A 20,862-nucleotide genomic window follows, 5' to 3' on the forward strand; every position below is an offset into this window, starting at 1 on the left:
TGTGGACTGCGGTCGCTCGCAAGGGTTCTATTTTTCTTCAGAGGGCGGTTGCGGGGGCTTTGGCTCGGGTTACCCGGTCCACCAGATACACCAGACCGTGGTAGTCGATTCCACCGTGTTGCGTCAGACCGATCTCACAGGTGCGGCTGGTGGAAATCCCCTCGCTGCACTGTTGCACCGCGTCCTTGAGCGTTCGCAGCGAATGGCTGTTGAGCTCCGGCGTGGTGAAACCCTTGTCGCCGGCGAAACCGCAGCAGTGAATGCCTTCCGGAATCACCACGTTCTTGCTGCATTGGCGCGCCAGGTCGATCAGCGCCTGGCTTTCCCCAAGGTGCTGAGTGCTGCAGGTCACGTGAACGGCAATCGGTGCTTCCTGCGGCGTGAACTCGAGCCGATCCATCAGATGCGTACGGATGAATCGCACAGGGTCATACAGATCCAGACGAACATTTCCCACATCCTGCACCAGTCGCAACGTGCAGGGGCTGGTGTCGCAATAGATCGGATCGAGCCCGCCGCGACTGGCCTGGAGCAATGCGCCGATCAGCTCCTGACGCTTGTGCTCGGCCTGTTCGGCGTAGCCCTTGGACGCGAAGGGCTGGCCGCAGCAGAGGTTGTCCAGGTTGTCCGGGAACACCACCTGATAACCGGCCTTTTCCAGCAGACCACGGGTTTTGTCGTACAGCGACATCTGCTCCTTGTCGCCCGCCGCCGGTCCCATCACCCGCGAGACGCAGGCCGCCAAGTACACAACGCGCGGGCGTTCGTCCGACACGGCCGGGCTGAAGCGAATGGCTTTTTCCGGCTGCGGCATCGCGTGGGTCCACAGCGGCACCTGACCTTTGGACAGCCGCGTCAGGGTGGCCGACAGCTTCGCCAGACGCGGTGCCCCCAACAACATCCGCGCACCGTTGGCCACATGCAGAGTGAAACGCGCACCTTGCAGGGTGGTGGCGAAGTTTCCTTCGATCAGGTTGGCGGTTTTCGTATGGGTTGCGTGACGGCTGCGCAGCTTTTTCACCAGCTCGCCGGTATTGATTCCCACGGGGCAACGTTGCGCACACAAACCGGTCGCGGCGCAGGTATCTATGCCTTGGTAGTCGTAGGCTTTTTCCAGTTCGGTGGTGTCGATCCCGGCGCGTTTTCGCGCCTGAATATCGCGCCAGATCACAATGCGCTGGCGCGGGCTCAGGGTCAGTCCTTTGGAGGGGCAGACCGGTTCGCAGAAACCGCACTCGATGCATTTATCCACAATCTCGTCGGCCGCCGGCAGCGGTTTCAGGTGCTTGAGGTGGATCTGTGGATCTTCGCTGAGCACCACGTCCGGATTGAGAATGCCGTTGGGGTCGAGCAGGCGTTTGAGTTGCCACATCAATTGATAGGCGTCACTGCCCCATTCCAGTTCGACGAAGGGCGCCATGTTGCGCCCGGTGCCGTGTTCGGCCTTCAGCGAACCGCCGAACTCCACGGCCACCAGTTGCGCCACGTCGTCCATGAACGCCTGATAGCGTGCGACTTCTTCCGTGCTGTTGAAGCCTTGGGTGAAGACGAAGTGCAGATTGCCTTCCAGCGCGTGTCCGAAAAGGATCGCTTCGTCGTAGGAATGTTTGTCGAATAGCTCGATCAAGCGGTTTACGCCGATGGCCAGTTGCTCGACCGGGAAGGTCACGTCTTCGATGATCACCGTGGTGCCGGTCTTGCGCACCGCGCCGACGGCAGGGAAGGTGTCCTTGCGGATCGCCCAGAGGCGGGCGTTTTCGACCGGGTCTTCGGTGAAATCGACCTGCTTTTCCACCGGGAAGCCATTGAGCGACGCCATGATCTGCGCCAGTTGTTCCTGCAGCAAAGTGGAAGAGGCGGCGCGGGATTCGATCAACAGCGCGCAGGCATTGTTCGACAGCTGCTGTACGAAAGCCGGCATGCCGGGTTTGTCCTGCACCGAGCGCAGGCTGCGGCGGTCGAGCAGTTCCACGGCCGACACCGGTTGGCTTTTCAGCACGGTGACGGCGTTGCAGCAGGTTTCCACATCCGGGAATACGATCAGCGCCGAGGCCTTGTTCGGATGGTCGATCACCGTGTCGTAAGTCACGGCGCTGATGAAACCGAGAGTGCCTTCGGAACCGACCAGCAAGTGGCTCAAGATATCCACAGGCTCATCGAAATCCACCAGGGCGTTGAGCGACAGGCCGGTGGTATTTTTCAGACGGTATTTGTGGCGGATTCGCGCGGCCAGTTCGGCATTGGCGCGGGTCTCGCGGCCCAAGCTCGCCAGACGTTCCAGCAAGTCACCGTGGCTGACTCGAAACGCCTCGACGCTGGCGGCATCTTCGGTGTCGAGTCGCGTGCCGTCGGCCAGCACCAGACGAATCCCGGCCAGCGTGTGATAGGTGTTTTGCGCAGTGCCGCAGCACATGCCGCTGGCGTTGTTGGCGACGATGCCACCGATTTTGCAGGCATTGATCGACGCCGGATCCGGACCGATCTTGCGCCCGAATGGCGCCAGCCATGCGTTGGCCTGGGCGCCGATCACGCCCGGTTGCAGGCGGATCTGCGTGCCCTGGCCGCGAATTTCACGAGCGTTCCAGTTATCCCCAAGCACGATCAACACCGAATCACTGATCGCCTGGCCGGACAGGCTGGTGCCGGCAGCGCGGAAGGTCACCGGGACCTGATCGCGCTGGGCCAGTTTCAGCAGCGCTACCACTTCATCTTCGGATTCGACGCGGATCACCAGTTGCGGAATCAACCGGTAGAAACTGGCATCGGTGCCGAAAGCCAGGGTCGACAGCGGATCGTCGAAACGCCGTTCGGCAGGAATCAATTGCTGCGCATCGCGCAGGAAAGTCGCCGGTAAGGTCATTGGTCCTCCAGGATCAACACCACCAGATCTTTCGGGCCGTGGGCGCCGTAAGCCAGGACTTGTTCGATGTCGGCGGTTTTCGACGGGCCGGACACCAGCAGCGCGTTGGTCGGCATGCCTTGGGCCCACTCGAATTCCTGCTGCACCTGATAGAAGTTGTCACGAATCTGGCTGGCCTTGAGCAGGGCGAAATGCACCGGCGGCACCAGGCTCATCAACCGTGGCTCTTCGCGGGTCGGCCAGAGAATCAGGCTGCCGGTGGCGGCGATGGCGCCGAGGGTGCCGGTGAGGCTGGCCGGGGTGTCGTTGAACAACTCGGCTTTCCATTCCTCCATCGGCCGGTCGTAGGATTTCAGCGCCGGCAGATCAGGATTGTTCGCCCAGTGTTGTGTGATGCGCTGCCCGTGAGGCGTAGTCGGTGCGATCAGCAGGCTCGGCAACTGACGGTCGCGCAGCAATTGCGCCAGCAGCGCCGGCCACCCATCAGCGGATGTCAGGTGGATTTCGGTGTGCACCGCTTCCATCAGTTTGCGCAGTTGCGGGATCCGTTGTTCGGCGCTGTAGGTGTAAGGCTGGGTCACCAGATCGACGTCGAAGTTGTCGGCAATCGGTGTGGTGCCGGTCAGACTTTTACGCAACTTGCCGAGGATATTTTGCTTGGCGCTCATCAACGGTCTCCTTGTTTGGCCAGGTGTTCGCGAGCCATGTCATGCAGTGAGCGGGCGGCGGGTTTCGGTGCGCTGTGGTTCTGCGTCCACGGCCCGACATTGTTCGGCGCCAGGGCGCGCAGGCGCGTGGCGAAAAACGCAAACAGTCGATACAAGGTCGGCGAGCTGTTGAGCTTCGCCCAGGCGTTCCAGATGAAGCGTTCCTTGCGCGAGTATTTGCTGCCCTGGCCGCGCATCACTTGATGAGGACTGTCGGGGGCTTTGACGTTCTCTTCGCGTAGGCGGCGCAGCAGTGCAGGAATAGGAATTTTTACCGGACACACTTCACCGCAGGCTCCGCACAACGAAGAAGCGCTCGGGTGATCCGGGACTTTCGCCAGGCCGACCATGTGCGGGGTGATGATTTTGCCGATCGGGCCGGGGTAAACCTCGCCGTAGGTATGGCCGCCGACGCGGGTGTAGACCGGGCAATGATTCATGCAGGCGCCGCAGCGGATGCAGTTCAAGGTTTGGCGCAGTTCGCTGTCGGCAAACGCCTGGCTGCGACCGTTGTCGAGCAGTACCAGATGCACTTCCTGCGGGCCGTCGAGTTCATGCTCCTTGCGCGGGCCGGAGATCATGTTGACGTAGGTGGTGATCGGAATGCCCAGCGCCGAGCGGGTCAGCAGCGACAGTAGCGGCACCACGTCGCGCAGGTTTTCCACGACTTTTTCGATGCCGGTGACGGCGATGTGCACCGGCGGCACGGTGGTGGTCATGCGGCCGTTGCCTTCGTTTTCCACCAGCAGCAGGGTGCCGGTTTCGGCCACGGCGAAGTTGACACCGGAAACGCCGATGTCCGCTTCGAAGAATTTCTGCCGCAGGACCCTGCGACCGATCTGAATGAGTTGGTCAACGTCCTTGGTGTATTCCACGCCAAGTTTGTCGTGGAACAAGGACGCGACCTGACCGGCATTCTTGTGGATTGCCGGCATGATTATGTGTGAAGGCTTCTCGTGGTCGAGCTGGACGATGTACTCCCCCATGTCGGACTCCAGACATTCAATGTCCCGAGCCTCGAGGAAATGGTTCATCTCCATCTCTTCGCTGACCATCGATTTGCCCTTGATCACTTGCCGCGCCTCGTGAGCGCGGATGATCGAAAGGACGATGCCATTGGCCTCGTCCACCGTTTCCGCCCAGTGCACTGTCACACCGTTGCGGGTCAGGTTCTGTTCCAGTTGCTCAAGCAGGTCGGGCAACTTGGAGAGCGCGCGGGCACGGATTGCATTGCCCAGTTCACGCAGGTGTTCTCTTTCGTGGGCATCGCTGAAAGCCGCTGCCCGCTTGGTCATCAGTGAATCCATCGCAGTGCGGAAGTTGTTCCGTAACTGCGAATCGCCCAAGGCATTGTGTGCCCGGGTGCGGAAGTCTTCTTCTACGGCAACCGTAGGAATAATCGTGGAAGTGCTCATCGCGCACCTCCGGTTCGTTGCCAGAGGAAGCTCGCCAGGTGTTGCCCGCGCAGTGCTTCCTGCTGTTTTTCCAGCGAGCCGTTGATGTTCATCAGGCAGCCGCAGTCGGCACTGAGTACCTGATGCGCGCCGGATTCCTTCAACGCCCGGGTCTTGTCGGCCACCATCGCGCCGGAAATGTCTGGCATACGGACGCTGAATGTCCCACCGAAGCCACAGCATTCGCTTTCGTGATCGTGGTTGACCCGTTCCACGTTGCTCAACTGCGCCAACAACTCGCGGCCGTGCAGGTGGGTGTTCATTTCCCGTCGCGCCGAACACGAGGTGTGCAGCGCCACTTTGACCGGCTCGCCGCTGTCCTTGAGCTGCACCTTGCAGACGAACAGCAGAAACTCGGCCAATTCATAGGTGCGGGCCGCGAGGGCCTGAACCTGTGTCAACGTTTCCGGCTCGTCCTTGAACAAGTCGGCGTAATGCTCGCGGATCATTCCGGCGCACGAACCCGACGGCACCACCACCGGACAGTCCCCGGCAAACAGCGCCAGTTGCGAGCGCGCCACCGTCCGTGCCTGCTCGGTGTAACCCGATGTGTAGGCCGGTTGTCCGCAGCAGCTCTGCCCTTGCGGGTAGTCGACCCGGATGCCTTCGCGCTCCAGCAAGTGGATCGCGTCCATCCCGGCTTCCGGGTAGAACAGGTCGACCACACACGTGCCGAACAGGTAGACCCGCGACGGTTTCTCGCTGGGGTATTGCCGGGGTTCGGGCAGTGGCGGTGCGACGCGAGTGGCGTTGGGCACAGCGTTGTAAAAAAGCTCGCTCATCAGGCGTGTCTCCGGGTGGGCCCGGTTATCCGTCTGTTGAGGCTGCCGAATATAGAGCGCGTTGCTTTCAGCAGCCTTACAGACCGGGTTGTGAATTGCTGACGCCGGAATCACGAACCGGCGTCGGTTATTTCCATGTCGCTTGTAGTCTTAATGCACCAGCATGCCAGTGAACCAGTAGGCCTGAGCCAAAGTGATCAGGCCGACGATCGTGGCAAAGAATAGGCTGTGCTTGAGGGTGAAGCGGAACAGATCGGATTCCTTGCCCACCAGACCGGTCGCGGCGCAGGCCACGGCGATCGATTGTGGCGAGATCATCTTGCCGGTCACACCGCCGCTGGTATTGGCGGCCACCAGCAAAGTGTCGTTGACCCCGATCTGGTGCGCGGTGGTCGCTTGCAGCGAACTGAACAGGGCGTTGGACGAAGTATCGGAACCGGTCAGGAACACGCCGAGCCAGCCGAGGAAAGGCGAGAAGAACGGAAACGCCGCGCCGGTCGCCGCCAGCACCAGAGCCATGGTCGAGGACATGCCGGAATAGTTGGTGACGAAGGCAAACGCCAACACCATGCCGATCGACAGGATCGGCCAGCGCAGTTCGTAGAAGGTCTCTCTCAAAGTGGTCAGACCAGTTTTGAAATTGATCTTCAGCACCAGCATCGAGATCAGCGCGGAGAAGAAAATCGCCGTGCCGGTCGCGGAAATCGGATCGAGTTTGAATACGGCCGGGATCGCGGTCGGGGCGGCCACGATCGGTGCGGTCTTGATCACCAGTTGATCAAGGTGCGGAATCGCGAAGTTGAACACCCAGGCGTACATCGAACCGCCGGCGGCGAACATGGCCTTGAAGGGCTTGAGCGTCCAGATGGTCACCAGCACGGTGAGGATCAGGAACGGCGACCACGCCTTGAAAATTTCCCCGAGGCTGTAAGGCGAAGCGACTGTGGTGCGCTTCTGGCCGAAACCGCCGACGCTGGCAGTTACCACCGAAGCGGAAACGGCACCGGCAATGTGCTGGCCGGCGGCACGTTTTGGCTGCCAGACCTTCAGGAACAGGGTCAGCGAAATCAGGCTGGCCAGGGCCGACGTGATGTCCGGCAGTTCCGGGCCGATGAAGTTCGAAGTGAAGTATTGAGTCACGGCGAAGCTCAGGCCGGCAACCAGCGCTGCTGGCCAGGTTTCACGCACGCCGCGCAGGCCATCCATCATGAACACCAGCCAGAACGGCACGAACAGCGACAGCAGCGGCAGCTGGCGGCCGGTCATTGCGCCGATCTTGAACGCGTCGATGCCGGTGACTTGCCCGGCCACGATGATCGGAATCCCCAGTGCGCCGAACGCCACCGGTGCGGTGTTGGCGATCAGGCACAGGCCGGCGGCGTACAACGGGTTGAAACCCAGGCCTACGAGCAGCGCAGCGGTAATCGCCACGGGCGCACCGAAACCGGCGGCGCCTTCCAGGAAGGCACCGAAGCAGAAACCGATCAGCAGCACCTGCAAGCGTTGGTCGTCAGTGATCGACAGCACCGAGCTGCGGATGACCTCGAACTGACCGCTCTTGACCGTCAGTTTGTACAGGAACACCGCCGCCACAATGATCCAGGCAATCGGCCACAGGCCGTAGGCGAAGCCATATCCGGCGGCGGCGAACGCCATGTCGACCGGCATCTGGAACGCGAAGATCGCCACGGCGATGGCCAGGGCGAGCGTGATGCTGCCGGCTACATGACCTTTGAGGCGGAACACCGCCAGAGCGAGGAAGAAGAAAACGATGGGGATGACGGCCGCGAGTGCGGACACGCCGAGACTGCCGAGCGGGCTGTAGAGCTGTTGCCAGGTTTGCATATGGGGTGGCCCCTAATTGTTGTTGGTCAGGCGCTGTCAGCGTTCTTGGTTAATTGGTAATACCAATTTACAATCGCTGTTGGCTAGGGTAAAAGCCTTGATGTCGGTGTGTCAATTTGCCGCCCTGAAACTTTCGTCGAATCACCGGTGCAGAATCGATCTGATCCGGTCCGGGGCGTTTCATCTGGCAGGTGTCGGCAAGGCGCCGATAGGCCAGAATAGAGAGCCCGGCGAGCGGTCGGGATGGTGGAGAATTGAGTGATGGGGTTTGATCAGATACGTCAGCGCCGTTTGTCTGATGACATTGTCGAGCGACTGGAAGGGATGATTCTCGAGGGCACGCTGAAGTCCGGCGAGCGTCTGCCGGCCGAGCGGGCACTGGCGGAGCAGTTCGGCGTTTCCCGGCCTTCGTTGCGCGAGGCGATTCAGAAACTGGCGGCCAAGGGCTTGCTGGTCAGCAAGCAGGGCGGCGGCAACTATGTTGTGGAAAGCCTCGGTTCGACGTTCAGCGATCCGCTGCTGCAATTGCTGGAAAGCAATCCCGAGGCACAGCGCGATCTGCTGGAATTTCGTCACACACTGGAGGCATCGTGCGCCTATTACGCAGCGTTGCGCGCCACAGACGTGGATCGTGAACGGCTGACGGCGGCGTTTGAAGAGTTACAGGATTGCTATTCGCGTCACGATGAAGTGAGCCGGGCGGAAGAGGGTGCGGCGGATGCGAAATTCCACCTGGCGATTGCCGAAGCCAGTCACAACGCAGTGTTGCTGCACACCATTCGCGGCTTGTTCGATCTGCTCAAGCGTAACGTGGTGACCAACATCGGTGGCATGTACAAGCAGCGCACGGAAACCCGCGACATGCTGATCACCCAGCATCGGGAATTGTATCTGGCGATTATCGAGGGGCGCGCGGAGCAGGCGCGTGAGGTCTCCAGCCGACACATTCTGTATGTGCAGGAAGTGCTGGAAGAAGTGCGACAGGAAGTGCAGCGCATGGCTCGCGCCGAGCGACGCAAAGGGATGTAAAAAAGACCGCTCCCGTGCCAGGCGCGGGAACGGTCATTCAGGCAGAGGAATCAGTCTTCCTTGCCCTTGTTGCGCACCGCACGCTGCAACTCGCGACCGGCGTCGCGTTCGCGTTCGGTATCGCGCTTGTCGTATTCCTTCTTGCCCTTGCCGAGAGCAATCTCGCACTTGACCATGTGCTTGCTCCAGTACCAGGACAGGCACACGCAGGCGTAACCCTTTTGCTGCACGGCGGCGGCGAGCTTGTCCAGTTCGCGGCGGTTGAGCAGCAACTTGCGGGTACGCACCGGGTCGGCAATGACGTGGGTGCTGGCGGTCATCAGAGGCGTGATGTGGCTGCCGAGCAACCAGGCTTCGCCATCCTTGAGCAACACGTAACTGTCGACCAGTTGCAGCTTGCTTGCCCGCAGACTTTTTACTTCCCAGCCGGCCAGGACCAGACCAGCCTCGAACTTGTGCTCGATGAAGTAATCGTGTCGCGCCTTTTTGTTTTGCGCGATGGTCCCTGTTGGGTGTTTCTTCTGTTTAGCCATAGGGGCGGCATTATATGGAGATAAACGGCTGTCGGCTACGGTGATGCTGCGTGCTTGAGCAGGTTGAGTGAATCCCGGACAATGCGGCCTCTTTTTCTAACGCTTGGGCGTGATAAACGATGTCGACAGACAAGGTTTCTGTCCACGGCAGTTGGGCTAGCCGCTGGGTTTTCATATTCGCCGCGACCGGTTCGGCCGTGGGATTGGGCAGCATCTGGAAATTCCCCTACATGGTCGGGGTCTACGGTGGCGGCGCCTTCGTGCTGATGTTTCTGGCGTGTATCGCGCTGATCGGTATCCCGGTGATGCTCGCCGAAACCCTGATCGGCCGCCGTGCCCGTCAGAGCCCGGCGAATGCCCTGAAGATGCTGGCGCTGGAAGCCGGTCACTCGGGCAAATGGTCGTGGGGTGCGTTCGCCGGGATGATCACGGCGTTGCTGATCCTGTCTTTCTACAGTGTGGTCGGCGGCTGGTCGCTGGATTACATCATTGATATGGGGCGCGGAGATTTTCAGGGGGCTACGGCCGATCAGGTCGGGGCCTATTTTGGCAATGTCATCTCCGACCCCTGGCGCCTGACACTTTGGCACACGGTTTTCATGCTGTTGTCGGCTGTGGTGATCGCCAAGGGCGTGGTTGCCGGGCTTGAGCGCAGCCTGCGGATCATGATGCCGCTGCTGTTCGTGATGGTGCTGGTGCTGCTGGGTTACAGCATGACCACCGGGCATTTCATGGAGGGTGTGCACTTCATGTTCGATTTCCACCCGGAAAAAGTCCTCGACGGCTTGCTGCCGGCCATGGGCCACGCGTTCTTCTCCCTGAGCGTGGGCGTGGGCTCGATCATGATCTACGGCGCCTATATGACCAAGGAAGCTTCGCTGTCCGGTACGGTTGTGGGTGTGGCGTTGCTCGATACCTTTGTTTCGCTGGTGGCCGGTCTGGCCTTGTTTCCGATTGTGTTCGCCGGTGGTTTGAACCCGAGCGAAGGCCCGGGGCTGATGTTCGTCAGCCTGCCATTTGCTTTCGGTAACGTGCTTTTCGGCCAGTTGATGGGCGTGGTGTTTTTCGTTTTAGTGGCGATTGCCGCCTGGAGCTCAGCGATTTCCTTGCTTGAGCCGATGGTCGCCTATCTGGTCGAGCGGACTAAAATCAGTCGTGCCTGGGTGACATTCTGGTTGGCGTTCACCTGTTGGTTCGTTGGCCTGGGCACGGTGTTTTCCTTCAATATCTGGAAGGAAGCCAAATTTTTCGTGAACGATGGCGGGGTGTTCCATCTCTACCAATGGGGTGCGGCCGGTGGCCTGGACTTCTTTGGTGTGATCGACTTCTTCACCTCGCGGATCATGTTGCCGCTCGGCGGGCTGTGCTTTGTGCTGTTTGCCGGTTGGGTGATGGGGCGTGAAGCGGTGCGTGACGAATTGTCGATTCGCAGCCCGGCGCTGTTCGCCCTGTCTCTGTTCTTGATGCGCTATGTGGCGCCCATCGGCATTCTTGTAGTGTTTGCCGCCCAGCTCTGGAAGTGACGCTTACATGACGACACATATTCAACGATCGGCGCTGCTGCCTTACCCGGCGCAATTTCTCTACGACCTGGTCAATGACGTGGCGCGTTACCCCGAGTTTTTGCCGTGGTGCTCGTCTGCAGAAGTCCTGGAAAGCTCGCTCGAGCATATGCGCGCCAGTGTCGGCGTGGCCAAGGGGGGGCTCAGTCAGCACTTCGTGACGCGCAATACGCTGGTGCCGGGGCAGTCGATTGAGATGAACCTGGAGGAGGGGCCGTTCAATCAACTGCACGGCGTCTGGGTGTTCAAGGCGCTGAACGAGAAGGCCTGCAAGATCAGTCTGGATCTGTCCTTCGACTACGCCGGGCCGCTGGTCCGCGCGACGCTCGGTCCTTTGTTCAATCAGGCAGCCAATACACTGGTGGATGCGTTCTGCCAGCGCGCCAAGCAGATGCATGGTTGAGCCGGTGATCGAAATCGAAGTGGTGTATGCCGCCGTTGATCGTCAGGTTTTGCGTGTAATCAGTGTTGCCGAGGGTACGACGGTGCGTGCGGCGCTGATGGCGTCCGGGATTGATGCTGAGTTTCCGGAGCTGGATCTGATCAGTTGTCCTTTGGGGATCTTCGGCAAAGTGATCGCTGATCCTGATGCCCGGCGGGTTCAGGAAGGCGATCGCATCGAGATCTATCGACCGTTGTTGGCTGATCCGAAAGAGGTGCGCCGTCTGCGTGCCGCCAAGGCTGCCGAAGCCAAGGCGCGAAACCAGTAGGGTGGTCGAACGGCAGGCAATAAAAAACCCGGAATTTCCGGGTTTTTTATTGCGTCGCAAATTATTGCGGCGAGGTGTCCAGCGGTTCTGGCGTTGGAACCGGAACGGTTTCCACACCATCGACGTCCTTCTGGATCTGATCCAGCAAGGAGCCTGGCTTGGCCGGTTTTTCCGGTTTCGGCTGCTCGGTGTTCTCAGCAGGAGCGGTCACGCTGGTGCCACTGTCCTTGCCGAGAATGGCTTCGTCACGGCTGACGCCCGGCATGAAGTCACCGGACAGGCTGACAAGACGGTCATTCGAGTCGAAAATGACACTCATGCGTTCCTGCTGGCGTTCACCGCCACCCGGTTGCAGGCTGTACAGATAATCCCAGCGGTTGGCATGGAACGTGTCGGCAAGCAGAGGGTTGCCCATGATAAACCGTACTTGCGGCCGGGTCATTCCCGGGCGTAACTGGTCTATCATGTCCTGCGTGACGACATTGCCCTGCTGGATGTCGATTTTGTAAACCCCGGGGAATGAACAACCGGCGAGTGCGAGCAGTCCCACAAAGGTGAAACTGGTTAGCAAGAGCTTGGTGTTTTGCATCGGTGGGCGACTTCCACTATCTTGGCTGGGACAACGTAAACGCCGATCATACCCGCATTAAGAGAAGCTGCGAAGCAGCATCGCGAGAAAGCTGACCATGGTTGAAAATAGCGAACTACGCAAAGCCGGCCTCAAAGTGACCCTGCCACGGGTCAAGATCCTGCAAATGCTCGACTCTACCGAGCAGCGTCACATGAGTGCCGAGGACGTCTACAAGGCGTTGATGGAAGCTGGCGAGGATGTCGGTCTGGCCACGGTTTACCGTGTTCTGACCCAGTTCGAAGCGGCTGGCCTCGTGGTCCGTCACAACTTCGACGGCGGCCACGCGGTATTCGAATTGGCCGATGGTGGCCACCACGACCATATGGTTAACGTGGAGTCGGGCGAAGTCATCGAATTCTTCGACGAAGAAATCGAAAAGCTTCAGAAGGCGATCGTCGAGAAGCACGATTACGAGTTGGTTGATCACAATCTCGTCCTGTACGTACGCAAGAAAAAGTAAGCATGTCGCGCGAATTTCAGGTTCGCGAAACGAACGAAGGCGACCCGAGGGTCGCCTTCGTGCTTTCTGCGGTTCTTAAACCTTTGCGGTTACGACCATCTTCTTCGCGTGCGCCAAGGACTCTTTGGTCAGATCGATGCCGCCCAACATCCGCGCGACTTCTTCTATGCGGTCATTCTTGCTCAGCTTCGAAACGGCCGTATGAGTCGCCTGCTCGCCACGTACCTTGTGCACGAACAGGTGCTGATGCCCCTGAGCCGCAACTTGCGGCAAATGCGTGACCGTCAGAACCTGTCCGCGATCCCCGAGGCGGCGTAACAATTGGCCGACGATTTCCGCCGTCGGACCGCCAATCCCCACGTCCACTTCGTCGAATACCAATGTCGGTACGCGAGAGGTCTGGGCTGTAATCACCTGGATGGCCAGGCTGATCCGTGACAACTCACCGCCGGACGCCACTTTGGCCAAGGCTTTCAAGGGTTGACCCGGGTTGGCGCTCACCAGCAGCTCGACTTGTTCCAGACCATTGGGTTGCAACTCGCTGCTATTGTTGGCGCGCAGTTCGATGGTGAAGCGCCCGCCGGGCATGCCCAGGCGCTGAATCTCCTGTTCCACCGCGCTTGCCAGGCTGCCGGCTGCCTGATGGCGCAGCTCACTGAGTTCCCGAGCCTTTTCCTGATAGTGGCGGGCATAGGAAGCGAGTTCTTCGGCGAGGCGTTCGATGGATTCATCGTTGGCGTCCAGCGCTTCGATTTCGTCGAGCAGCTTCTGCTGCATCTCTGCCACTTCCGTCGGCTGAATGCGGTGTTTGCGTGCCAATGTGTAAATGGAGTCCAGGCGTTCCTCGAGATATTGCAGGCGCGCCGGATCAGCGTCGAAGTTGTCGAGAAAACGATTGAGCTCGCCGACGGCCTCTTCGACCTGGATTTGCGCACTGGTCAGCAGGCTGCTCGCTTCACCCAGCGCACCCACCGAGCTGTTCACGCTCGACAGTCGGTTGAGGCTGGCCGTCAAGGCATTCAGCACATTGCCGGAATCGCTTTCGCTGCATTGCTCGACCACTTGTCGGCAGATGCCGAGCAGGGTTTCGGCGTTGGTCAGGTTCTTGTGTTGCTGCTCCAGCTCTTCCAGCTCGTTTTCACCGAGGCCGAGGTTTTCCAGTTCTTCGAGTTGATAGCTGAGCAGTTGATGGCGTGCACGCTGTTCGTCGCCGGAGTTGGAAAGGCGTTCCAGCTCCTGGCGAGTCTGGCGCCAGCGCTGGGCGGCCAGGTGAACCTGGCGTGCCAGATCGGTGGCCCCGGCGTACTCGTCGAGCAGGCGCCGGTGGGTGTCGGTCTTGAGCAGGGATTGGTGTTCGTGCTGGCTGTGGATATCGATCAGCAGCTCGCCGAGTGCCTTGAGATCGCCAAGCGGGCAGGGCGTGCCATTTATATAGCCGCGTGACCGACCTTCGGACGTGATGACCCGGCGCAGGATGCACGGGCCGTCGATTTCCAGGTCGCGTTCCGCCAGCCAGGCGCTGGCCTCGGGGATGTCGGCTAGGTCGAAGGTCGCCAGGATATCGGCCTTGTCGGCGCCCGGTCGAACCACGCCGCTATCGGCGCGATCACCGAGCGTCAGGCCCAGGGCGTCGAGCATGATCGACTTGCCGGCGCCGGTTTCCCCGGTAATCACGCTCATGCCGCGATCGAGTTCGAGATCGAGATGTTCAACGATGGCGTAGTTGTGTACGGACAGGTGCACCAGCATAAAGGCCGCTCCCAGGCTTCAGGTCTGGTTATTTATACAGTGTTTTGTTTCGGGCTGACAATGCCCTCGCTTGGATCGATGAGGATGATCCGATCAAATGCCTGTCGCGCCCGGGAATGCCAATGCAGCACTTTTTTGTAGGGTTAATCGTTGTCAGCCCTTGAAGCCTGATTTTGCGGCCCCATATATCGGGGCAGAAGCGCGAATCGAACTCGCGGACGATATTGAAAGGAGAATTCTATGGCTGACGAACAGACAGTAGATACGCAAAATCCAGAAGCCAATCAGGCGCCCGAGGCCTCGGGTGATGACCTGGCGACCCGTGTACAAGTGCTCGAAGAGCAATTGGCCGCCGCGCAGGATCAATCGCTGCGCGTAGCTGCCGATCTGCAGAACGTCCGCCGCCGTGCCGAGCAGGATGTCGAAAAGGCGCACAAGTTTGCGCTGGAAAAATTCGCCGGCGATCTGCTGCCGATCGTCGACAGCCTGGAGCGTGGTCTCGAGCTGTCGAGCCCGGATGACGAAAGCATCCGTCCGATGCGCGAAGGCATCGAGCTGACCCTGAAAATGTTTCACGACACCCTCACGCGCTATCAGCTTGTCGCTGTCAGCCCGCAGGAAGGCGAACCGTTCAATGCCGTGGAGCATCAGGCGATGGCCATGCAGGAAAGTGCTGACCTGGAGCCGAACAGCATTCTGAAGGTGTTCCAGAAGGGCTACCAGCTCAACGGTCGCCTGCTGCGTCCGGCGATGGTCGTGGTCAGCAAGGCGCCGGCGCCAGTTTCGCCTTCGATTGACGAGAAGGCTTGAAATTAGCCGCAAGGCCCCCATTTACAAGTCAAGCGTTTAAGTATTACCGCAGTCAGCCACCACTGCTGCGGCAAAAAAATCCAAAGTTTCGGGAGAGTGAACATGGGCAAAATTATCGGTATCGACCTGGGGACTACCAACTCCTGCGTCTCCGTGCTGGAAAACGGCAAAGCCAAAGTTATTGAGAACGCTGAAGGCGCGCGCACCACGCCGTCGATCATCGCTTACGCCAACGATGGCGAAATCCTGGTCGGTCAGTCGGCCAAGCGTCAGGCTGTGACCAACCCGCACAACACCCTTTTCGCAGTGAAGCGTCTGATCGGTCGCCGCTTCGAAGAAGAAGTTGTACAGAAAGACATCAAGCTGGTGCCTTACAAGATCGTCAAGGCTAACAATGGTGACGCTTGGGTCGAGGCCTCCGGCAAGCAGATGGCTCCGCCGCAAATCAGCGCCGAAGTCCTGAAAAAGATGAAGAAGACCGCCGAAGACTATCTCGGTGAGGCTGTGACCGAAGCGGTGATCACCGTTCCGGCGTACTTCAACGACAGTCAGCGTCAGGCAACTAAAGATGCTGGCCGCATCGCCGGTCTGGACGTAAAACGTATCATCAACGAACCGACCGCTGCTGCTCTGGCTTACGGTATGGACAAGGCCAAGGGCGATCACACCGTGATCGTTTACGACCTCGGTGGTGGTACTTTCGACGTCTCCGTGATCGAGATCGCTGAAGTTGACGGCGAGCACCAGTTCGAAGTGCTGGCCACCAACGGCGACACCTTCCTGGGTGGCGAAGACTTCGACATGCGCCTGATCGACTACCTCGTCGACGAGTTCAAGAAAGAGTCCGGCATGGACCTGAAGAACGATCCTCTGGCCCTGCAGCGTCTGAAAGAAGCCGCTGAGAAAGCCAAGATCGAGCTGTCTTCCTCGCAGTCGACCGACGTCAACCTGCCGTACATTACTGCAGACGCGACCGGTCCGAAGCATCTGAATGTGAAGATCTCCCGTGCCAAGCTCGAATCGCTGGTTGAAGATCTGGTGACTCGTACCATCGAGCCATGCCGCATTGCTCTGAAAGACGCCGGCATCGACGCCAGCAAGATTGACGACGTGATCCTGGTCGGCGGTCAGACCCGTATGCCGATGGTGCAGAAAGCTGTTTCGGATTTCTTCGGTAAAGAAGCACGTAAAGACGTGAACCCGGACGAAGCTGTTGCCATGGGTGCTGCGATCCAGGGCGCCGTTCTGGCCGGTGACGTGAAAGACGTTCTGCTGCTCGACGTCAGCCCGCTGACCCTGGGTATCGAAACCATGGGTGGCGTGATGACCGCGCTGATCGAGAAAAACACCACGATTCCTACCAAGAAATCGCAAGTGTTCTCGACGGCCGACGACAACCAGGGCGCCGTGACCATTCACGTCCTGCAAGGCGAGCGCAAGCAAGCCGCACAGAACAAGTCCTTGGGCAAGTTCGACCTGGCCGATATTCCACCTGCTCCACGTGGTGTGCCGCAGATCGAAGTGACCTTCGACATCGACGCCAACGGCATCCTGCACGTAGGTGCGAAGGACAAGGCGACTGGCAAAGAGCAGAAGATCACCATCAAGGCCAACTCTGGTCTGTCGGATGAAGAAATCCAGAAGATGGTGCGCGACGCCGAGCTGAACGCCGAGGAAGACCGCAAGTTCGAAGAGCTGGCCGCTGCCCGTAACCAGGGTGATGCACTGGTTCACTCGACTCGCAAGATGATCGCCGACGCTGGCGACAAAGTGACTGCAGAAGAGAAGACTGCAATCGAAGCGGCTGTGGTTGCCCTGGAAGCTGCCGTCAAAGGCGACGACAAGGCTGCCATCGACGCCAAGGTTGAAGAGCTGTCGAAAGTCTCTGCACCGGTTGCTCAGAAGATGTACGCCGAACAGGCTCAGCCTGCTGAAGGCGCAGCACCGCACGACGAGAAAGCTGAAAAGGCTGACGATGTTGTCGATGCCGAGTTCGAAGAAGTCAAAGACCACAAGTAAGTTGTTGGTCGCCCGGTTGACTGCCTTGCGGCGGTGACTGGTAGGATGTCGCCGCGCGGGAGCTTGCTCCCGCGTTGGCGTATCTGGAATACGCGAATTTTTACAGCATGCGACAAGCTTCGTGTGTTGGCGGTATGGCCGGGAATGCTCCTGCTTTTCGCGCCGCAAATACCGCATGAACCAAAGACCAGGATCGTTGAATTGACGTGAGTTGGGTCCGGGCCTGTATTGGGGCTCAACGAGTTTGGCGAAGCTCAGGAGGGATTTGCCGAACGTCCTCAAGAGTATGAAGAACTTATGGCTAAGCGTGACTATTACGAAGTGTTGGGTGTTGAGCGCGGCTCAAGCGAAGCAGACCTGAAAAAGGCCTATCGCCGTCTGGCGATGAAGCACCACCCGGACCGTAATCCCGGTGACAAGGCGTCGGAAGATCTGTTCAAGGAGGCCAACGAAGCCTACGAAGTGCTGTCCGATTCCAGCAAGCGTGCAGCGTACGATCAGTACGGTCATGCCGGCGTCGACCCGAGCATGGGCGGCGGCGGTGCCGGTTTCGGCGGTCAGAACTTCTCCGATATCTTCGGTGATGTCTTCAGTGACTTCTTCGGTGGCGGTCGCGGCGGTTCCCGTGGCGGCGCTCAGCGCGGCAGCGATTTGCGTTACACCCTGGAACTGAACCTGGAAGAAGCGGTACGCGGTACGACCGTGAATATCCGCGTTCCGACGCTGGTCAATTGCAAACCATGCGATGGCTCGGGCGCCAAGAAAGGCTCGTCACCATCGACGTGCCCGACTTGCGGCGGCATCGGTCAGGTACGCATGCAGCAAGGCTTCTTCTCGGTGCAGCAGACCTGCCCGCGCTGCCATGGCCAGGGCAAGATCATTTCCGACCCGTGCGACTCCTGCCACGGCGACGGTCGCGTCGAAGAATACAAAACCCTTTCCGTCAAAGTGCCGGCCGGTGTCGACACCGGTGACCGCATTCGTCTGTCCGGTGAAGGCGAGGCGGGCACTCAGGGTGGTCCGACCGGCGACCTGTACGTGGTGATCAATGTCCGCGAACACGACATCTTCCAGCGTGACGGCAAGCATCTGTTCTGCGAAGTGCCGATCAGCTTCGTCGACGCGGCCCTGGGCGGCGAGCTGGAAATTCCGACCCTCGACGGTCGCGTCAAGCTGAAGATTCCGGAAGGGACTCAGACCGGCAAGCAGTTCCGCGTGCGCGGCAAAGGCGTGGCGCCAGTGCGTGGCGGTGGTGCGGGTGACCTGATGTGCCGCGTGGCCGTCGAGACGCCGGTCAATCTGACCCGTCGTCAACGTGAACTGCTGGAAGAGTTCCGCAGCTCCCTGGCGGACGACAACAGCCACTCCCCGAAAACCACCGGTTGGTTCGACGGTGTGAAACGCTTCTTCGGCGATCTGTAAGGAGTCGGCATGCGACGTATAGCTGTGATGGGCGCTGCCGGGCGCATGGGCAAGATTCTGGTCGAGGCGGTGCAGCAGCGCGCGCCACTGACCGGTCTGACGGCCGCGATTGTCCGCCCTGGCAGTACGCTGATCGGTGTGGATGCCGGTGAGCTGGCTTCGCTCGGTCGAATCGGCGTGCCGCTGTCCGGGAATCTGGAATCAGTGGCGGAAGAGTTCGATGTGTTGATCGACTTCACCCTGCCGGAAGTGATGCTGAAAAACCTGGCCTTCTGCCGCAAGGCCGGCAAGGCGATGGTGATCGGCACGACCGGGCTGGACGCTGCGCAGAAGCAGTTGCTGGCCGAGGCGGGCAAGGATATTCCGATCGTGTTCGCCGCCAACTTCAGTGTCGGCGTCAACCTGTCGCTGAAGCTGCTCGACATGGCGGCACGGGTGTTGGCGGAAGATGCGGACATCGAAATCATCGAAGCCCATCACCGGCACAAGATTGATGCGCCGTCGGGTACGGCCCTGCGCATGGGTGAAGTGATCGCCAATGCGCTGGATCGTGATCTGCAGAAAGTCGCGGTCTATGGTCGTGAAGGCCACACTGGTGCCCGTGAGCGTGAAACTATCGGCTTTGCCACTGTTCGCGGTGGTGATGTAGTGGGCGATCACACGGTGTTGTTTGCCTGCGAGGGCGAGCGGCTGGAGATCACGCACAAGGCTTCGAGTCGCATGACATTCGCCAAGGGCGCGGTGCGTGCGGCGTTGTGGCTGGATGCTCGCGAGCCTGGTTTGTACGACATGCAGGACGTGCTCGGCCTGCATTGAGATGTTCTGAAGCCGGCGCAAACGCCCTGTTTGTGCCGGTTTTGCTCCGCCGGGCGACGCCCTGTCGCATTCTCTGGCCTTTCAGGCTCATTGGCGGTAGACCAAAAATCCCTTTTTCTGTAAGCTACAGCTTTAGTGTGTCCACTAAAAGCGCGCAGAATAATTCAGTGAAGAAGCGGGGTGACGTGTCCATACGTCACTCCGCTTTTTTACAACCTGCGATTGCCCTTTCATGCGTTATTTACGGGAGGTCTTCTTGACTAAGCCAGCCATACTCGCCCTTGCTGATGGCAGCATTTTTCGCGGCGAAGCCATTGGAGCCGACGGTCAGACCGTTGGTGAGGTGGTGTTCAACACCGCAATGACCGGCTATCAGGAAATCCTTACCGATCCTTCCTACGCCCAACAGATCGTTACCCTGACTTACCCGCACATCGGCAACACCGGCACCACGCCGGAAGACGCCGAGTCCGATCGCGTCTGGTCCGCTGGGCTGGTCATTCGTGACCTGCCGCTGGTAGCGAGCAACTGGCGTAACACGATGTCCCTGTCCGATTACCTGAAAGCCAACAATGTTGTGGCGATCGCCGGTATCGACACCCGCCGCCTGACCCGCATCCTGCGTGAAAAAGGCGCACAGAACGGCTGCATCATGGCCGGCGACAACATCTCCGAAGAGGCGGCCATCGCCGCGGCGCAAGGCTTCCCGGGCCTGAAGGGCATGGATCTGGCGAAAGTCGTCAGCACCAAGACCCAATACGAATGGCGCTCCACTGTCTGGGATCTGAAAACCGACAGCCACGCGACCATCGAAGCCTCCGAGCTGCCTTACCACGTGGTTGCCTACGACTACGGCGTCAAGGTCAACATCCTGCGCATGTTGGTCGAGCGCGGCTGCCGCGTCACTGTCGTTCCGGCACAGACCCCGGCGGCCGACGTGCTGGCCTTGAAGCCGGACGGCGTGTTCCTGTCCAACGGTCCTGGTGATCCGGAGCCTTGCGACTACGCGATCCAAGCGATCAAGGAAGTGCTGGAAACCGAAATTCCAGTCTTCGGCATCTGCCTCGGTCACCAGCTGCTGGCTCTGGCCTCCGGCGCCAAGACCCTGAAAATGGGCCACGGCCACCACGGTGCCAACCACCCGGTGCAGGATCTGGACACTGGCGTCGTGATGATCACCAGCCAGAACCACGGTTTCGCGGTTGACGAAGAAACCCTGCCAGCCAACGTCCGCGCGATCCATAAATCGCTGTTCGACGGCACCCTGCAAGGCATCGAGCGCACCGACAAGAGCGCGTTCAGCTTCCAGGGTCACCCTGAGGCGAGCCCGGGCCCGAACGATGTGGCCCCTCTGTTTGACCGCTTCATCAACGAGATGGCCAAGCGACGCTAAGCGCTCGCCTTGAGACTGTAGCGAGAAGCCCTTGAGGGCGGCCCCGGAACCGGCGGCCCCCTCGGGACTTCAGAAATCGA

18 protein-coding genes are annotated in these 20,862 nt (G+C 59.8%); 10 read left to right on the forward strand and 8 right to left on the reverse strand.

Annotated features, from left to right (window positions below):
• Positions 1-37: 37 nt before the first annotated feature.
• The 5 genes from QRN46_RS17400 to QRN46_RS17420 form a co-directional block, all read right to left on the reverse strand.
• Positions 38-2,860, reverse strand: a complete 2,823-nt coding sequence (locus tag QRN46_RS17400; RefSeq protein ID WP_285356199.1) for an FAD-binding and (Fe-S)-binding domain-containing protein — start codon at positions 2,858-2,860, stop codon at positions 38-40.
• Entirely contained in the window at positions 2,857-3,528 is a 672-nt protein-coding gene (locus QRN46_RS17405) for a LutC/YkgG family protein (RefSeq protein WP_011332385.1), read from the reverse strand. The genes QRN46_RS17400 and QRN46_RS17405 overlap by 4 nt, the downstream gene beginning before the upstream one ends.
• The gene (locus tag QRN46_RS17410; RefSeq protein WP_085711865.1) at positions 3,528-4,982 is read right to left on the reverse strand and encodes a LutB/LldF family L-lactate oxidation iron-sulfur protein; all 1,455 of its coding nucleotides are present in this window, start codon (positions 4,980-4,982) and stop codon (positions 3,528-3,530) included. Before QRN46_RS17410 ends, QRN46_RS17405 begins: the two co-directional genes overlap by 1 nt.
• Positions 4,979-5,803, reverse strand: a complete 825-nt coding sequence (locus QRN46_RS17415) for a (Fe-S)-binding protein (RefSeq protein WP_201818974.1) — start codon at positions 5,801-5,803, stop codon at positions 4,979-4,981. The genes QRN46_RS17410 and QRN46_RS17415 overlap by 4 nt, the downstream gene beginning before the upstream one ends.
• Before the next feature lie 150 nt (positions 5,804-5,953).
• Entirely contained in the window at positions 5,954-7,648 is a 1,695-nt protein-coding gene (locus tag QRN46_RS17420) for a lactate permease LctP family transporter (protein WP_011332388.1), read from the reverse strand.
• A gap of 261 nt (positions 7,649-7,909) precedes the next feature.
• Between QRN46_RS17420 and QRN46_RS17425 the strand changes: the two genes are divergently transcribed.
• Entirely contained in the window at positions 7,910-8,677 is a 768-nt protein-coding gene (locus QRN46_RS17425; RefSeq protein WP_007953782.1) for an FCD domain-containing protein, read from the forward strand.
• A gap of 50 nt (positions 8,678-8,727) precedes the next feature.
• Here QRN46_RS17425 and smpB read toward each other — a convergent pair whose 3' ends face one another.
• A complete protein-coding gene (smpB, locus tag QRN46_RS17430; RefSeq protein ID WP_007953781.1) occupies positions 8,728-9,210 on the reverse strand; it encodes an SsrA-binding protein SmpB in 483 nt (160 codons plus the stop codon).
• 119 nt (positions 9,211-9,329) lie between these two features.
• On the opposite strand from smpB, the gene QRN46_RS17435 reads away from it, so the two are divergent.
• Genes QRN46_RS17435 through QRN46_RS17445 form a run of 3 tightly spaced genes read left to right on the forward strand, consistent with a single transcriptional unit; the run spans position 9,330 to position 11,482 of the window.
• Complete coding sequence (locus QRN46_RS17435) at positions 9,330-10,733, forward strand: sodium-dependent transporter (RefSeq protein WP_011332389.1); 1,404 nt, start codon at positions 9,330-9,332, stop codon at positions 10,731-10,733.
• Between the two features lie 7 nt (positions 10,734-10,740).
• On the forward strand, positions 10,741-11,175 hold the full coding sequence (locus tag QRN46_RS17440) for a type II toxin-antitoxin system RatA family toxin (protein ID WP_201818980.1): 435 nt from the start codon (positions 10,741-10,743) through the stop codon (positions 11,173-11,175).
• Positions 11,168-11,482 carry an RnfH family protein gene (locus tag QRN46_RS17445; protein WP_011332390.1) on the forward strand — a complete coding sequence of 105 codons (315 nt, stop codon included), beginning with the start codon at positions 11,168-11,170 and terminating at the stop codon, positions 11,480-11,482. The genes QRN46_RS17440 and QRN46_RS17445 overlap by 8 nt, the downstream gene beginning before the upstream one ends.
• A gap of 61 nt (positions 11,483-11,543) precedes the next feature.
• Here the strand turns inward: QRN46_RS17445 and QRN46_RS17450 are convergent, their stop codons facing one another.
• Complete coding sequence (locus QRN46_RS17450; protein ID WP_011332391.1) at positions 11,544-12,071, reverse strand: outer membrane protein assembly factor BamE; 528 nt, start codon at positions 12,069-12,071, stop codon at positions 11,544-11,546.
• A gap of 97 nt (positions 12,072-12,168) precedes the next feature.
• On the opposite strand from QRN46_RS17450, the gene fur reads away from it, so the two are divergent.
• Entirely contained in the window at positions 12,169-12,573 is a 405-nt protein-coding gene (gene fur / locus QRN46_RS17455; RefSeq protein ID WP_011332392.1) for a ferric iron uptake transcriptional regulator, read from the forward strand.
• A 75-nt stretch (positions 12,574-12,648) separates the two neighbouring features.
• On the opposite strand, the gene recN is transcribed toward fur, so the two are convergent.
• The gene (gene recN / locus QRN46_RS17460) at positions 12,649-14,322 is read right to left on the reverse strand and encodes a DNA repair protein RecN (protein ID WP_221615027.1); all 1,674 of its coding nucleotides are present in this window, start codon (positions 14,320-14,322) and stop codon (positions 12,649-12,651) included.
• Positions 14,323-14,562: 240 nt separating this feature from the next.
• Here recN and grpE point away from each other — a divergent pair, with 240 nt between their 5' ends.
• The 5 genes from grpE to carA all read left to right on the forward strand — a co-directional run bounded on the left by grpE (position 14,563) and on the right by carA (position 20,782).
• Positions 14,563-15,132 carry a nucleotide exchange factor GrpE gene (grpE, locus tag QRN46_RS17465; protein WP_011332394.1) on the forward strand — a complete coding sequence of 190 codons (570 nt, stop codon included), beginning with the start codon at positions 14,563-14,565 and terminating at the stop codon, positions 15,130-15,132.
• Positions 15,133-15,234: 102 nt separating this feature from the next.
• Positions 15,235-17,151, forward strand: coding sequence for a molecular chaperone DnaK (dnaK, locus tag QRN46_RS17470; protein WP_011332395.1), 1,917 nt, complete (start codon positions 15,235-15,237; stop codon positions 17,149-17,151).
• Between the two features lie 297 nt (positions 17,152-17,448).
• The gene (gene dnaJ / locus QRN46_RS17475) at positions 17,449-18,573 is read left to right on the forward strand and encodes a molecular chaperone DnaJ (RefSeq protein WP_041475136.1); all 1,125 of its coding nucleotides are present in this window, start codon (positions 17,449-17,451) and stop codon (positions 18,571-18,573) included.
• A 9-nt stretch (positions 18,574-18,582) separates the two neighbouring features.
• Positions 18,583-19,389 (forward strand): 4-hydroxy-tetrahydrodipicolinate reductase, encoded by an 807-nt coding sequence (dapB, locus tag QRN46_RS17480; RefSeq protein ID WP_011332397.1) that lies wholly within the window; start codon positions 18,583-18,585, stop codon positions 19,387-19,389.
• 256 nt (positions 19,390-19,645) lie between these two features.
• Positions 19,646-20,782, forward strand: coding sequence for a glutamine-hydrolyzing carbamoyl-phosphate synthase small subunit (gene carA / locus QRN46_RS17485; protein WP_041475137.1), 1,137 nt, complete (start codon positions 19,646-19,648; stop codon positions 20,780-20,782).
• Positions 20,783-20,862 lie beyond the last annotated feature (80 nt).

It is taken from the genome of Pseudomonas sp. lyk4-R2A-10 (assembly GCF_030209075.1).
In the GTDB taxonomy this organism is placed as follows: domain Bacteria; phylum Pseudomonadota; class Gammaproteobacteria; order Pseudomonadales; family Pseudomonadaceae; genus Aquipseudomonas; species Aquipseudomonas glycinae.